The sequence below is a fragment of the Nesterenkonia haasae genome, from assembly GCF_010119385.1.
GTDB lineage: Bacteria > Actinomycetota > Actinomycetes > Actinomycetales > Micrococcaceae > Nesterenkonia > Nesterenkonia haasae.
Genome location: NZ_VFIE01000020.1, coordinates 19,015 through 33,376, shown reverse-complemented (window position 1 = coordinate 33,376; position 14,362 = coordinate 19,015). Strand labels below are relative to the sequence as shown.

The window sequence follows — 14,362 nt, the reverse complement described above, 5'->3', positions numbered from 1 at the left end:
TTGCACCCGGAGGATTCATGGTCACAGATGCGGACGTCCCTGTCCTCGAGCTTGAAGGCGTGCGAAAGACGTTCGGCAGTGTGGTGGCGCTCGCTGACGGAACACTGACTGTGCACCCAGGGTCCGTGCACGCCCTCGTCGGGGAAAACGGCGCAGGAAAATCCACGCTCATCAAAATTGTGGCCGGGCTGCACAAGCGTGACGAGGGTGTCTTCCGCTTCCGGGGAGCTGGAGCCGAGTTCTCCTCAACGGCAGATGCCAAAGCGGCAGGCATCGCGGTCATCTATCAGGAGCCCACGCTCTTCCCGGACCTCTCAGTCACCGAGAACATCTTCATGGGCCGGCAGCCCCTGGGCGGCGGTCGACGTATCGACAAGCACGCCATGGTCAATGAGGCTCTGCGCATCTTTGACAGGCTGGGGGTTGATCTTGACCCCCACCGCCCCGCCCAGGGCCTGTCGATTGCGGATCAGCAGATCATCGAGATTGCCAAGGCGATCTCCTTGGACGCACACCTGCTCATCATGGACGAGCCCACCGCGGCGCTCTCCGGGATGGAGGTGGAACGTCTCTTCAACGTCACCCGCAGCCTGCGCGACGAAGGCCGTGGAATCGTGTTCATCTCGCACCGCTTTGACGAGGTCTTTGACCTCAGCGACACGATCACCGTGATGCGTGATGGCTCGTATATCGGGACGGTGGCGACAGACGAGACCACCAATGACGAGCTGGTCACCATGATGGTCGGCCGAGAGGTCAAAGATCTCTACCCCAAGACCCCCGCAGAGATCGGCGAGGCGGTGCTCGAGGTCGAGGGCCTCAACTCCGCAGGAACCTTCCACGATGTGTCCTTCAACGTCCGCGCCGGAGAGATCGTCGGCCTGGCGGGCCTCGTCGGTGCTGGTCGCAGCGAAATAGCGCGGGCGGTGTTCGGGGTGGACCCCTACGACTCTGGAACAGTGAAGCTCGCAGGTCAGCACATCCCCAAACACAGACCGGCCGCAGCGATCGAAGCCGGCATGGCGCTGGTTCCCGAAGATCGCCGCCAACAGGGCCTAGTCGTCGAATCCTCGGTTGCCGAGAACATCGGTGCTGCTATCCGAGGACATCTCCAGAAATTCGGCATCATCACCCGCTCGGCGGAAAACCGCGCGGCCTCCTCCTGGGCCGGACGCCTGCAGGTCAAGACCGCGGCTATGTCCATGAACGCCGCCACCATGAGCGGCGGCAACCAGCAGAAGGTGGTGATCGCGAAATGGCTGGCCACCGATCCCAAGCTGCTCATCATCGACGAGCCCACCCGAGGCATCGATGTCGGGACTAAGTCTGAAGTACACCGCCTGCTGTCCCAATTGGCGGGAGAAGGAATGGCGATTCTTATGATCTCCTCAGAGCTTCCCGAGGTGCTCGGCATGGCTGACCGCGTACTGGTCGTCAGTGAAGGCAGAATCACTGCCGAGCTGGCCCGCGAAGACGCGACGCCGGAGAAGGTCATGCACGCTGCCACAGTCCGTCGTGAAGAAGCGATTGAGAACTCTGGATCCAGCCCGGCTGACCACTTGGCGACCGCAGGAGAGGTGAACGGCAGATGAGCACAGTAGCGCTCTCCAAACCCAGCCACATGCGGAACGCCCAAAGGTTCGCCAAGAACGTGGTGACTTCCCGCGAGATGGCTATTGTTCTGGTGATCCTCGCAGTCATCGCGACTGCCACGAGCTTGAATCAGAACTTCCTCTTCAGCTCCCAGGGTTGGCGGGACCTACTCCTGACCCCCTCCATTCTTATGGTTCTGGCCATCGGCTCAGCAATCGTCATCGTGACCCGGAACGTTGACCTCTCCGTCGGTTCCACACTTGCCATCACCGCGTATATGACCGGTCGGCTTTTCATCGACTTCCCTGGGATACCGATCATTGGGGTCATCCTCATAGGTGTCGCAGTGGGAGCGGGCCTTGGTCTGATCAACGGGCTCCTCGTCGCCTTCGGCAAGGTGCCTGCGCTGGTGGTGACCCTGGGCACCATGTATATCTACCGCGGCGTCGTTCTCACCTGGGCGGGCAGCGACCGTATCAACGCCTCAGACATGCCGCGAGAGTTCCTCAATTTGGGAACTATGCAGATCGCCACTATCCCACTGCTGACCATCGCAGCGGTCGTTGTGCTGATCGCAGCGGTCTACTGGCTCAATTCCACCCGCAGTGGGCGGGAAATGTACGCCATTGGTTCGAATCCAGAGGCCGCGACGCTCTACGGGCTGCCATCGACTAAGCGGATTATTGTGGCATTCGTGATCGGCGGCGCCCTCGCAGGACTTGCCGGGGTGATGTACGCGGCGAGGTACGGCACTGTCAGCGCTGGAGCCGGCATGACCTGGGAACTCAACGCCATCGGGGCCGCCGTCATCGGCGGTGTCGCGATCTTCGGCGGCTCCGGCACGGTCTGGGGCGCGGCACTGGGCGCGATCCTGCTGATGACCATCAACCGGACCCTGCCCATCATGGGCGTGCCGGACTTTTGGCAGCGGGCTGTGGTCGGTGCACTGATCATCGGCGCGATCGTCCTGGATCGCTATCTGGCTGCACGGCAGACGCGCAAGCTTCAAGAAGCAAGGGATGAGACATGAGCAGCACCACTCACGCTGAGACCGGCACTCCCGCAGCAGAGAACGTGACCCTGGGCGACGCCGCCCCACGCACCTACAAGGACTTCCATCGCCCGTGGTGGTTCCGCACCTTTATCACCACAGAGTTTCTGATCATTGCGCTACTTGCGCTGGTGTGGATATGGGCGAACATCTCGGTGGACAACTTCTCCGGGCCACTGACTGTCCGTTATCTCCTGATGGACATTGCGCCGCTGCTGATGATCGCGCTGCCGATGACTCTGATCATCGTCACAGGACAGATCGATCTGTCGGTGGCAAGTGTGATGGGCCTGTCTTCGGTCGTGGTGGGCATTGCGCATGTCCAGTGGGGTTTGTCTCTGCCTGTGGCAGGGCTGCTGGCAATCGTGGTGGGCATCGCCTGTGGAGCTTTCAACGGGTTCTTCGTTGCCTATGTGAAGCTGCCCTCACTTGCGGTGACTATAGGTACCTTGGCGCTGTTCCGAGGTCTTGCCGTTGGGCTGCTGGGCACAACTGCACTGACTGACTTCGACCCACAATGGACGTCCCTGGCCACAGCATCACTGGGCGATACCCGACTCCCGCTTGTGGTGGTTCCCGTCGTGGTGCTGATCTTGGTCTTCGTGGTCCTGCTGCACTTCACTCCCTTCGGTCGAGGCCTCTACGACATCGGACATAACGATCTCACCGCACGCTTCAGCGGAGTCAATGTGGCGCGGAGCCAGATGATCACTTTCATCCTGTCCGGTGGCGTGTCAGCTTTCGCAGGCATCTACTACACGCTGCGCTTCGGCAACTCCCGCGGTGACAACGCGATGGGTCTGGAGCTGGAAGTGATCGCGGCAGTGCTGCTCGGCGGGGTGCTGATTTTTGGAGGTCGGGGCGCGCTCCACGGTGTCCTGGCGGGTGTGCTTCTGATCGGAGTGATCTCCTCAGCGCTGCGGCTTGAAGGAGTGACGGTCAATGTCATCAACATCATCATCGGTATTTTGCTGATCGCCTCCGTCATCACTCCCCAAATTGTTGCGGGTCTCCAACGGCGGAGTCCCAAAAAGAGAAAGGTAGCACCATGAAGAGGAACATTTTTAGCGCACGGGCTGCATTGACAGCTGCCGGAATGGCAGCGGTGCTCGTCCTCTCCGCCTGCGGGGGTGACGAGAACGGAAACGGCAACGGAGATGCCGAAGGGGATGACTTGAGCATCACCTTCATTCCGAAGAACCTCGGCAATCCATACTTCGACACCTCAAATACGGGGGGTGAAGACGCAGTCAACGAATTCGGCGGCGAGTTCTCCGAAGTGGGCCCCCAGGAGGACACGCCGGACGGGCAGGTGCAGTACATCAACACCGCTGCGCAGCAGGGCGAAGATGCCATTGTGATTTCCGGAAGTGACCCTTCTGCTCCTTGCGATGCGCTCAATGAGGCGAGGGAAGTGGGCGCCGCCGTGGTCACGTTCGACTCTGACACCGGACCCGACTGCCGCGACGTGTTCGTGAATCAGGCTGACGCGCAGGGGATCGCTCAGGCGCAGGTAGACATGGTGGCTGAGCAGATTGATGGTGAAGGGCAGATAGCGATCCTCTCCGCTTCGGCTAACGCCACCAACCAGAACCAGTGGATCGAGCTGATGGAGGAAGAGCTCGACGCTAACCACCCGGATATCGAACTCGTCGAGATCGCCTATGGTGATGACGACGATCAGCGTTCCTTCGATCAGACTGCGGCGCTGTTGCAGACCCATTCTGACCTTGACGCCATCGTGTCACCGACAACAGTGGGTATCGCTGCGGCTGCTCGCTACATCTCAGACTCTGACTATGCCGGAGAAGTCCTCGTGACAGGTCTCGGCACTCCAAACCAGATGCGTGAGTACGTTGAGGACGGCACCGTCGAGGCGTTCGCACTGTGGAACCCCGAAGACCTCGGATACCTCGCAGGCTGGGCAGCCCACGCTGTAGCGACAGGTGAGATCAGCGGCGAAGAGGGTGACACTTTCGAAGCCGGCCGCCTGGGTGAGTACACGGTGGGTGAAGACGGAGAAATCCTGCTGGGAGATCCTTTCGTCTTTGACTCCGAGAACATCGACGACTTCGACTTCTGAGTCGCAGTCGCGCTGGAGCGCCCGATCGGCAAACACGCGGTCGGGTGCTCCAGTTAGCCGGCCCCAAGGAGTAAAGGAAAAGTATGCGACGAGTATGTTTCCAGCTGCAGGTCAAACCGGACCGACTGGATGAGTATAAGGATCGGCATCGAGAAGTGTGGCCAGAGATGCTCAGGGCGCTCAAACGCTCCGGTTGGCACAACTACTCGTTGTTCCTGCGCCATGACGGACTGCTCATCGGATACTTCGAAACAGACTCACTGGAAGCCGCGCAGGCCGCCATGCAGGCCGAAGAGGTCAACGCCCAGTGGCAGGTGGAAATGGCGGGGTTCTTTATGGACCTCGAGGGTGCCCGCCCGGACACTGGGTTCGTGGAGCTGGAAGAAGCCTTCCACCTCGAAGATCAACTAGCCAGGCTCGAAGGAAACTGAGGAGATATGCCAACTTTCGAACAGATCGCCCCGCAGCTGGAGCACCAGGCCATAGAGGTTCCCTCCTGGGCGTACGGAAACTCCGGCACACGGTTCAAGGTCTTCGGCTCACCCGGCACCCCGCGCAGCGTGGAGGAGAAGATCGACGACGCCGCCACAGTGCACCGGTTCACCGGCCTGGCTCCCGAGGTAGCGCTGCACATTCCTTGGGACATGGTGGACGATTTCGGCACGCTCACTCGCTACGCCGCTGATCAGGGCATCGACATCGGCACCATCAACTCCAATACTTTCCAGGACGACGATTACAAATTCGGCGGGCTGACTCATCACGACCCGGTGATCCGGCAGAAGGCCGTGGACCACCATCTTCAGTGCATTGAGATTATGGGGGAGACGGGTTCCCGTGACCTGAAGATCTGGCTTGCTGATGGTTCGAACTATCCTGGCCAGGCTGATATCCGCAGTCGTCAGGATCGGCTCGCTGACTCACTGCAGAAGATCTATGCGCAGCTCAGCGCAGACCAGCGCCTGGTGCTGGAGTATAAGATCTTTGAACCAGCGTTCTACCACATGGATGTTCCGGACTGGGGCACGGCCCTTGTGCAGGTCCAGGCGCTGGGCGACAACGCGCTGGTGTGCTTGGACACCGGCCATCATGCGCCCACCACAAATGTCGAGTTCATCGTCGCGCAGCTGCTGAGAGTCGGCAAGCTCGGGTCCTTCGACTTCAATTCCCGCAACTATGCCGACGACGATTTGATTGTCGGTTCGGCGGATCCGTTCCAGTTGTTCCGGATCCTCTTTGAGGTCATTCGCGGTGGCGGGTATGAAGCCGACTCCGGGGTTGCCTTCATGTTGGATCAGTGCCACAACATTGAGAAGAAGATTCCAGGCCAGATCCGCAGCGTGCTCAACGTCCAGGAAATGACCGCCCGCGCGCTGCTCGTGGACCGTGAGGCACTCGCCCAAGCACAGAGCGCCGGTGACGTCCTCGGAGCGCATCAGGTGTTCATGGACGCTTTCTACACTGACGTCCGAGCCGACCTTGCGGCTTGGCGCGAATCCCGCGGACTGCCCGGTGACCCGATGGCGGCCTACGCCGCTTCTGGCTATCAGGAGAAGATCGAAGCAGATCGTGTCGGCGGCACTCAGATGAGTTGGTAGGACTGCTGCTGGAGTTGGGCTCGGCAGTCACAACGCAGAGCCCAGTAAAGTAATGATCGATGAGCCAAGATCAGCCAGGCGGCAAGCCTCCCGACGAGTCGTCGACGATCCACGACGTCGCCAAGCTGGCGGGTGTCTCCGCCGGGACGGTCAGTAATGTCCTCAACCGTCCGTTCTATGTTAAAGACGTCACCCGCGACCGTGTTTTGGCGGCTATCGATGAGTTGAAATTCCGTCCTCAGCAGACGGCTCGCCAGTACCGACCTGGACGAGTTCGCACCCTGGGGATAGCCCTGGCAAATCTCAATAACCCATTTTTTGTGGACGTTGCACTCGGAGCGGAGAAGGCTGCCCGGGAAAATGATATGGGCGTAGTCATCACCAATAGCGCCTATGACGCACACATCGAGAACCAGAATCTCGAGCTGTTGGTCCAGCAGCGGGTTCAGGGCCTGATCATCTCCCCGGTCGACGAATCATCTTCCCGCCTGCAGATGCTTCGCGACAGGGGGGTTCCCATGGTTTTCGTGGACCGAGTGGGCGAACACTCCGATGGTGGGTGGAGCGTTGTGGTCGACGATGAGCGCGGAGGTGCTCTGGCGGCCCAGTACCTTCTGGAAACCGGCCATACTTCGATCGCTTTAGTAGGCCACCCCAAGAGTTCGCTCAAGGTCCGGGCCCGACTTGATGGAGTTCGCGCAGTCGTCGAGCAGCGTCAGGGGATTTCGTTCGAGGTATTGGAAACGGCCTCCTGGACTGTCGACGCGGGGCGGGAAGCCGGACACCTCATTGCTGATATGGATCCGACTATCCGTCCGACCGGCATCATGTGCGCCAATGACCTACTGGCCTTGGGCGCTCTCCAAACTCTCAACGGTCGGGGCCTCCGGGTTCCGCATGATATCGCTGTCATCGGGTATGACGACCTCGAATGGGCGGCGGTGGCTTCTCCGCCGCTGACGACGATTCGTCAGCCACGAGATCTTCTGGGTGCTACCGCAGTGCGGATGCTCCTAGAACTTTTCAGGGATGGCGGCGCCCTCCCGAGGAACAACCACGTGGTTCTTCAACCTGAGCTGGTCATCCGCGACACTGCTTAGGGCACTTTTGCGGAGAGGGCGAGCCACCGTGTGACTCACCCTCTCCGCGCAGGGAACCAAAGTTGCCCGTTCGGGCTCTAGAAGGCAGGCTCTTCGTCTGCCACATTCTCCTCGGTCACCACGGTGAGCGGAATCGGAATGCGGCTGTCCACCTCTTCCCCTGTGGCTGCACCAACAATCGTCTCCAGGGCTAGCCGTCCGTCTTCCTCCGGGGACTGGACGATGGTCGCGGTGTAGTAGCCCTCCTCAATGCTCTCGAAAGCGTCCTGCTGTCCGTTGATGCCCACAATCGCAGGCATGTCTTCCAGATCCCGGCCGGACTCCGTCCAGGCATCGATGAAGCCACGCGCCATAGTGTCGTCGTTGGCGTAGACCCCTTGTAGGTCGTCTCCATGTTGGGAGAGCACGTCGCGGCTGAGCTCCAAGGCGCGCTGCTGGTCGAAATCAGCGTTGACCGTCTGCACAACCTCGATATCCGAACCGAGTTCTTCGAGTTTGTCGTTGAACCCGTCGGTCCTGCCAATGGTGGTGCCGTTACCGGCCTGGCCGGCGATGATCACCACGTTGCCTTCGCTGCCGAGCTCTTCGTCCAGAACATCTCCGGCCAATTGGCCCTGCTCGTAGGTATCAGGACCGGTGAAGGAGGTGTAGAGACCTTCAGCTTCTTCATCCATGGGGGAGTTGATCAGCACCAGCGGTATACCGGCGTCTTGGGCCTCTACCAGGCCAGGAATGTAGGCCTGGGGATCCAGGGGCCACAGCACGATTCCGTCAGGATTGCGACCGATGCATGTGCGGAGCTGATCCGTTCCGGTTTGTGCCTCGAATTCCTGACTGAGCAGGGTCACATCGACTTCGAGTTCGTCTGCTGCATCTTGAAAGGCTGCATTGGCGGGCGATACGTAGGCGTGTGACTCGGCAGCGGTGACGTAGCAGATGTCCAAGCCCTCAGCGGCTTCTGCTCCGTTGTCGCCGTTGTCAGGGCTGTCACCTCCACAACTGGTCAACAGAAGGGCACCGGCAGCAGCGACGGCTCCAAAACGTAGTGATGATTTCATGACATTACCTTTCTCATGGGGCAGGTGATCGTTTTTGCGCCCTGGTTGGGAGCAATGATGAAAGAGACAGTGCCGAACGCGGACTGTCCGAGGCGATGCGGTCCAGCAGAATGAGGATCAACAGAATGGTGCCGGTGACGATGTTCTGGTAGTACGAAGCCACAGACTCATACTCCAAAGTCGTCGTGATGGCGGCGAGCACGAGGACGCCCCCGAGAGTTCCGAGGGCGGAACCCCGCCCACCCTCGAGTCGAGTTCCTCCGATGACGACGGCGGCGATGGCAGTGAGGGCGATGGTGCTGCCGAACACAGGTGATCCGGTATTGGTCGCCAATGACTGCATGACCCCAGCGATGCCGGACATCAGGCCGCTGAAGACGAACGCACCAAAGACATAGGCCCCTGAGCGGATACCGGACGCCGTCGCGGCGTCCTCATTGCTTCCCACTGCGTAGGTGTGCCGACCCGAGACTGTGTAGGTGAGCCACAGGAAGAGCAGGATTATCGCCAGAAGGAAGATGAATGTGCGGAGGGAGAAGCTGCCTCCCAGCGCCCTGGAAACAGCCAGTCCGAACAGTGGGTCGTTGCCGCTGATCGGATTGGAATCGGTGAGGAAGTGGCACAGCGCCCGCAGGAAGATCATCGAGGCCAGGGTGGCCACCAACGAATTGATCTGCAGCACGACCACGAGAAAACCGTTGAGTATCCCGGCTAAGAGGCCTACGAGGACTCCGGCTGCTGCTGCACCGAACTGACCGAGTTGGGGTTGAAGGGCAATGGCCGCAATCCCCGACAGGGCCAGGATGGAGCCCACCGAGAGGTCCAGCTTGCCCAACAGCAGAACGACGGTCAGCCCCACTGCCACGAGTCCCAGGGTCGCTGCCCGGTCAAGGCTCAGGCTAAGCGTTCTGAACTCAGTGAGTCCCGGCACGAAGGACACCGAAAGCAGCACCGTTGCCACAAGAATGAGCACAACTCTGTAATGGATCAGAGTCAGAACAGCTGGGACTTCAAAAACTTTCCTAAGCGATTTCACGAGGCGCCTCCCCGGCGACGTAGGTAGACGTCAAGGGCAACGGCGGCTGCGATAAGTGAACCCATCACCAGACCCTGAGACTCTGTCGGGATGCCGTTGAGAACCATAATGTTGCTCAGCAGCGTGACAAGCAGCAGTCCGCCCAGGGCACGCGGCATACTGCCGAAACCCCCAAGAAGGCTGACACCGCCGACGACGACTGCGGTGATGGCATCGAACTCGTACCCCGCACCGACGCCGGGCCGCGCAGTCTGCAGGGTCAGGCCCAGCAGCACGCCGCTGAAACCCGATAGGGTTGCCGTCATCCAAAACGCCGCCCCTTTCGTGAACTGCAGCGGAATGGCGCTGGCCCTGGCGGCCTCTGGATTGGACCCGGTGGCGTATACCCACCGGCCGAAGGTTGTTCGGGAGAGTAAGAGGTGCCCACCAAGGGCGACCGCAAGAAAGATCAGCACGATGACGGGGACACCTATGAGTCGGCCGGTGAGAAAGGCCTGCAGCTCGGGATCATTTCCGTAGACAATGACCCCGCCCACAGCGGCCTGTGCCACACCCAACACAATGGTTCCGGTTGCGAGGGTGGTAATCACCGGATTGAGTCGCGCATAACCAATGAGTAGGCCGTTGATGAGACCGGCCAATGATGCAGCGAGGACCCCCACCAGCGCGGCGAGCACGCTGCCCAGGGCTGGTTGGAGACCCAGCGCAAGCAGAGCTCCGATCCCCACCATGGCCGGCACAGAGAGATCAGCCAGTCCGCGGACGATGAATACGAAGGTCATGCCCACGACGATGATCCCGACAATCGACATGTTGATGACGACATTCGTCAGGTTCCGGGTGGTCAGGAACTGCTCACTGAGCAGGCTTCCAACGATCAGCAACCCGAGGATGCCAACGGGCAGGGCGACGCCTCCCAGTAGCTTGTTCGCCCTCTTTTCGTCGGTCGCTCGAGGAGGCACGGTGGATGTGGAAGTCATGGTGCTGCCACCTCCCCTGTTGCTGCAGTCATTACTGACTCCTCATTGGCATCTGCCCTGGACAATTCGGCGGTGAGTCGGCCTTCGTGCAGGACGTAGACACGATCGCTGACTGCGAGCACTTCGGGCAGTTCTGAAGAGATCATGAGGACAGCTACGCCTTCTGCCGCAAGTTCGCCGATGATGGTGTGGATATCAGATTTCGCACCCACATCGACTCCGCGTGTGGGCTCATCCAGAATGAGAACTTTGGGGTTTGTCGCTAGCCATTTCGCGAGGACGACTTTTTGCTGGTTGCCACCGGAGAACGTCGCCACTGTGCGTTCGATCACTGGAGGCGACACGTAGAGATCCTCTGCCTTCTTCTGGGCCAGCCTCCTCTCCTGACTTCTGAGAACCCAGCCAAAGGCGGCTACCTGATCGAGCACCGGCAGGGCAATGTTGTCCTTCACCGTCAAGGAAAGTGCTACCCCGTCGCGCTTGCGGTCCTCCGGGACCAGAGCGATGCCTGCTCGCACCGCTGCTTTAGGACTGCGTACGGTGACTTCCGCACCATCGATCAGCACCGAACCAGAATCGAAGCGATCGAGTCCGAAGATCGCGCGAGCGACTTCCGTTCGCCCGGCTCCGACCAGTCCGGCGAGGCCGACAATCTCACCGGCTCGTACAGTCAGGGAAATGTCCTCGAAAAGGCCTACCCGGGTGAGCTCCCTTACCTCAAGTACGGGCTGTCCGATCTCCACCTCACGCTTAGGGAAAACATCGTCCAGATCGCGTCCGACCATAAGCGTGATCATCTCCTTCGGGGTGAGGCCTGCGGTGGGACGGCAGTCGATCATGCGGCCGTCACGGAGCACAGTCACTCGGTCCGAGATGTCGAGCACCTCACGCAGCCGGTGACTTATGTAGATGATCGCGATGCCTTTGGCGCGCATGCGTTCGACGACGGAGAAGAGCGCTTTGGCCTCATGCTGGCTCAGCGAAGACGTCGGCTCATCCAGAACCATGATGCGCGGTTGTCTCGCGTAAATTTTGGCGATTTCAACCAGCTGCTGTTGGCTCACCGAAAGCCGACCGACTAATTGCTGAGGATCAATTCTGGTCCCCAGCTGGTCCAACACTTCCTGGGCTCGCTGAGACAAAGCCTTGCGTTTGACCAGACCTGCAGAGTTGGGCATATCACCGAGACCGATGTTCTCAGCAACGCTGAGGTCGGGTACCAGGTTAATTTCCTGGTACACCATGCCAATGCCATGAGCTTTGGCCTCCAGAGGAGAGGAGAAATGCACCTGCTCGCCATCTAAGGCGATCGTGCCCCGGTCCGGCCCATGGACTCCTGCAAGAATTTTCATCAGAGTGGATTTGCCGGCACCGTTTTCACCGACAATTGCGTGGACTTCTCCGGCACTGACGGATAAGTCCACGTCAGTAAGCGCTTTGACTCCGGGAAACGACTTGGTGATTCCCGTCATGTCCAGTACTGGAGGGGTGTCAGTGGGTGAGGGGGTGATCATGTCTGCTCCCGTCGTGAGGGGCCGAAGGTGAAGCTCATTCGGTACGTTGTGCTTTCACCGACACTTAGAACTGGAAGGGCCGCTGATTCTTCGGCACTGCGCCGTCCGTAAACGTGTGAGGTATTTGCAGGCTCCAGGCCCATCACATATTGGCCGTGACCTGCCATCTTCCACTGGTGCAACGCGGGCAACGCTGCAGTGTCGAACTGGAGACTGAATGCGATGCCCAAGGTGGGGTTGTCGATGGTGGCGCAGGCCTCAGCCCGGTTGCTGACATCGTGCAGAAAGACCTGTTCCTTGAAGCCAGACTGGGGTGGCTCGATCTCATGCCATCTGGCAACTGCGGCGGCTGCGTCGTCGTCGCGAGGTGTCACGTGTGCTGACGAGATGTTCAGCTGAGCCTGTTCGCTCACCAGCGGCCATCCAAGATTGACGTGATACAGCACCATATGGCCTGCCTCACTGGGGCCCTCATTGGTCACTGTGTCTTCCACTGTCAGCGAGGCGCCCCCAAGAGGAGCGCTGATGGTCCTGCGCAGCACCAGGTTCTCGCCAAAAACCGTCGATTGGCGGACCTCTCCGCGGATCACCAACTCTCCTGAGACGATGCGAGTCTCCTGCAACACTGCTGGAGTGATGCCTACGCGGCCGTGCATGGAGTAGTCCCGGCCTCCGATTGAGGAGGGAGGACCGAAAGTGTCGAGTCCACACGTGGCGAGCAACCCACCGCCGAAACTCCTTAGCCATTCGGTGCCACGGGCTTCTCCCAGTGCCGGTGAGGTGATCCCCGCAGGAGATATCCAGGCGACAGGCACACCCTGATAGCTGACCTGGCCGAGATCGAGCGCGCGGTCGGGGTGAACATCAGCTTCAAGGCCACCCCCGGTCACGATCCGCAACCTGCGGGCGCCCCGGGCCTTGCCGTCGTCTTCGCTGAACTTCTCAATCCGCGCCAGCTGGCTGAGCGACCCGACCCGGTATGGCAACTCCTCAGCGGAGATACCGTAGACGCCGCGCGGGACTTCCCATGTGGTCTTGGTGTTCATGCCACAGCCAGCGAGTTGCGTTCGCGAGACAACTCCGCATTGCCTGGCCCGAAGTGCTTCAGGACCACCAGATCCTCCGTGGGGTGGGTATTGGTGAGAGTGACACCGGCTGAAGCGGCCGGGGCCGTGACGAAGTACTCGTCACAGGTCAACTGTCCGTAGCGGATCATTGTCGAGGCGAAAAGTGGCTGATCCCCGATGGTGCCGGCGCCTGCCACACAAATCAGACCATAGGCATCGGACTCCTCAACCGTTGCGGAACTTCCAGCCGGAATCGTGAGTTCCTTGGCACTGAAGCTCTCCGAGCGGTAGGTGATCCACTTTTCGGTCCACCCCACATGTTTCGCAGAAGCCGTGGTTTCTACCGGCGGGGTGAAACGGCTGCCGAAGAAGCTACTCTCCACATTCCGTTCCCAGTCAACGAGCTCGATGATGAATTCGAGATCTCCGCGGCGATCCTCCGGCACGTCCTTCCACAGCAGCTCGTCAGGAACCTCGCGGTGGTTGGACCAGGACTCGGTCATCGCGAAGACATCACAAGCAGCCTGCGGTTCGTAGGTGCAGACGCTCGCGGGAGCGTGCAGGATGCCGGCGGGCACATCCCATCCGGTTCCAAGGGTGATGCGGTAGGCCCGGGACAGGCTGGTGATGTTGTTGTCACCGCCAGTGAGGAAATCTTCCAGCTTGTCTAGGACATCTTGTTTGGTGGTCTCTGGGTGGAGCCCAAAGAAGGTGTAGCCGAACTCCCCCATATGGTTGTTCATTTGTGGAGGGAAGTAATACGCCTCTGGCTTGCCCGGCTTGCCGACCAGCGCCGCGTGCTCGTCCCTGTGGTGAATATGGAATGGCAAAGGAGCCTGATTGTCGAAGAACTTTGAGTACATCGGCCATCCCTTATGCGTGCTCCACAGAGTTCCGATGGCCTGTTCTTTGAAGTGGGCGACGAACTCATCGAAGGGAATGACCCCTCCCTCGGGATCCACAACCAGGCTGAGCCCTTCGAAGGGATCCGTGCGGGGACCGTTCTCAGCTCGGATAGTGGAAGACAACCAGCGCTCATCAATTCCGCCGCGTTCCTTGCCCAGGGGATAGTAATCGTCTGGGTGGAGCCGGAGGCGCTTGCCGGGAGTGCAGAAGGCACGGGGTACCCAGGTAGGAGCCAGTCGGAGAACTCCACCGCCGGCCTCCAGCACACGCTCCATTGCGTTTTCTGAGGAGGTCACGTCTGCATACGGTCCTGCGTTAGTCATCAGTAAGTCCTGTCTTCAAAAGTGCCCATTTGGTTCAATGAACCATTGCTGCT

13 protein-coding genes are annotated in these 14,362 nt (G+C 60.0%); 7 read left to right on the top strand and 6 right to left on the bottom strand.

The window, feature by feature from the left end; genetic code table 11:
* Positions 1 to 17: 17 nt before the first annotated feature.
* The 7 genes from FH975_RS08775 (at position 18) to FH975_RS08745 (ending at position 7,425) form a co-directional block, all read left to right on the top strand.
* Entirely contained in the window at positions 18 to 1,592 is a 1,575-nt protein-coding gene (locus FH975_RS08775; protein WP_162321040.1) for a sugar ABC transporter ATP-binding protein, read from the top strand.
* Positions 1,589 to 2,623 carry an ABC transporter permease gene (locus FH975_RS08770; protein ID WP_162321039.1) on the top strand — a complete coding sequence of 345 codons (1,035 nt, stop codon included), beginning with the start codon at positions 1,589 to 1,591 and terminating at the stop codon, positions 2,621 to 2,623. Before FH975_RS08775 ends, FH975_RS08770 begins: the two co-directional genes overlap by 4 nt.
* A complete protein-coding gene (locus tag FH975_RS08765; RefSeq protein ID WP_162321038.1) occupies positions 2,620 to 3,696 on the top strand; it encodes an ABC transporter permease in 1,077 nt (358 codons plus the stop codon). Before FH975_RS08770 ends, FH975_RS08765 begins: the two co-directional genes overlap by 4 nt.
* Complete coding sequence (gene rhaS, locus FH975_RS08760) at positions 3,693 to 4,727, top strand: rhamnose ABC transporter substrate-binding protein (RefSeq protein ID WP_162321037.1); 1,035 nt, start codon at positions 3,693 to 3,695, stop codon at positions 4,725 to 4,727. The genes FH975_RS08765 and rhaS overlap by 4 nt, the downstream gene beginning before the upstream one ends.
* An 83-nt stretch (positions 4,728 to 4,810) precedes the next feature.
* Positions 4,811 to 5,158, top strand: coding sequence for an L-rhamnose mutarotase (locus FH975_RS08755; RefSeq protein WP_162321036.1), 348 nt, complete (start codon positions 4,811 to 4,813; stop codon positions 5,156 to 5,158).
* Positions 5,159 to 5,164: 6 nt separating this feature from the next.
* Positions 5,165 to 6,325, top strand: a complete 1,161-nt coding sequence (gene rhaI, locus FH975_RS08750; RefSeq protein WP_162321035.1) for an L-rhamnose isomerase — start codon at positions 5,165 to 5,167, stop codon at positions 6,323 to 6,325.
* A gap of 59 nt (positions 6,326 to 6,384) precedes the next feature.
* Entirely contained in the window at positions 6,385 to 7,425 is a 1,041-nt protein-coding gene (locus FH975_RS08745) for a LacI family DNA-binding transcriptional regulator (protein WP_153077855.1), read from the top strand.
* A gap of 77 nt (positions 7,426 to 7,502) precedes the next feature.
* Here the strand turns inward: FH975_RS08745 and FH975_RS08740 are convergent, their stop codons facing one another.
* From FH975_RS08740 to FH975_RS08715, 6 genes are read right to left on the bottom strand one after another with little or no spacing between them, the layout of a single operon-like run.
* Positions 7,503 to 8,483, bottom strand: coding sequence for a sugar ABC transporter substrate-binding protein (locus FH975_RS08740; protein WP_153077856.1), 981 nt, complete (start codon positions 8,481 to 8,483; stop codon positions 7,503 to 7,505).
* A gap of 13 nt (positions 8,484 to 8,496) precedes the next feature.
* Positions 8,497 to 9,519 (bottom strand): ABC transporter permease, encoded by a 1,023-nt coding sequence (locus FH975_RS08735; protein WP_153077857.1) that lies wholly within the window; start codon positions 9,517 to 9,519, stop codon positions 8,497 to 8,499.
* Complete coding sequence (locus FH975_RS08730; RefSeq protein WP_162321034.1) at positions 9,516 to 10,499, bottom strand: ABC transporter permease; 984 nt, start codon at positions 10,497 to 10,499, stop codon at positions 9,516 to 9,518. Before FH975_RS08730 ends, FH975_RS08735 begins: the two co-directional genes overlap by 4 nt.
* Positions 10,496 to 12,013: a sugar ABC transporter ATP-binding protein gene (locus FH975_RS08725; RefSeq protein WP_162321033.1), complete on the bottom strand. Its 1,518-nt coding sequence runs from the start codon at positions 12,011 to 12,013 to the stop codon at positions 10,496 to 10,498. Before FH975_RS08725 ends, FH975_RS08730 begins: the two co-directional genes overlap by 4 nt.
* The gene (locus tag FH975_RS08720; protein WP_162321032.1) at positions 12,010 to 13,059 is read right to left on the bottom strand and encodes an aldose 1-epimerase family protein; all 1,050 of its coding nucleotides are present in this window, start codon (positions 13,057 to 13,059) and stop codon (positions 12,010 to 12,012) included. Before FH975_RS08720 ends, FH975_RS08725 begins: the two co-directional genes overlap by 4 nt.
* Positions 13,056 to 14,309 (bottom strand): cupin domain-containing protein, encoded by a 1,254-nt coding sequence (locus tag FH975_RS08715; protein WP_162321031.1) that lies wholly within the window; start codon positions 14,307 to 14,309, stop codon positions 13,056 to 13,058. The genes FH975_RS08720 and FH975_RS08715 overlap by 4 nt, the downstream gene beginning before the upstream one ends.
* Positions 14,310 to 14,362: the final 53 nt, after the last annotated feature.

Coding starts and splice junctions, on each gene's coding strand:
- FH975_RS08775 (WP_162321040.1), top strand. CDS start 18: ATGGTCACAGATGCGGACGTCCCTGTCCTCGAGCTTGAAGGCGTGCGA.
- FH975_RS08770 (WP_162321039.1), top strand. CDS start 1,589: ATGAGCACAGTAGCGCTCTCCAAACCCAGCCACATGCGGAACGCCCAA.
- FH975_RS08765 (WP_162321038.1), top strand. CDS start 2,620: ATGAGCAGCACCACTCACGCTGAGACCGGCACTCCCGCAGCAGAGAAC.
- rhaS (WP_162321037.1), top strand. CDS start 3,693: ATGAAGAGGAACATTTTTAGCGCACGGGCTGCATTGACAGCTGCCGGA.
- FH975_RS08755 (WP_162321036.1), top strand. CDS start 4,811: ATGCGACGAGTATGTTTCCAGCTGCAGGTCAAACCGGACCGACTGGAT.
- rhaI (WP_162321035.1), top strand. CDS start 5,165: ATGCCAACTTTCGAACAGATCGCCCCGCAGCTGGAGCACCAGGCCATA.
- FH975_RS08745 (WP_153077855.1), top strand. CDS start 6,385: ATGAGCCAAGATCAGCCAGGCGGCAAGCCTCCCGACGAGTCGTCGACG.
- FH975_RS08740 (WP_153077856.1), bottom strand. CDS start 8,483: ATGAAATCATCACTACGTTTTGGAGCCGTCGCTGCTGCCGGTGCCCTT.
- FH975_RS08730 (WP_162321034.1), bottom strand. CDS start 10,499: ATGACTTCCACATCCACCGTGCCTCCTCGAGCGACCGACGAAAAGAGG.
- FH975_RS08725 (WP_162321033.1), bottom strand. CDS start 12,013: ATGATCACCCCCTCACCCACTGACACCCCTCCAGTACTGGACATGACG.
- FH975_RS08720 (WP_162321032.1), bottom strand. CDS start 13,059: ATGAACACCAAGACCACATGGGAAGTCCCGCGCGGCGTCTACGGTATC.
- FH975_RS08715 (WP_162321031.1), bottom strand. CDS start 14,309: ATGACTAACGCAGGACCGTATGCAGACGTGACCTCCTCAGAAAACGCA.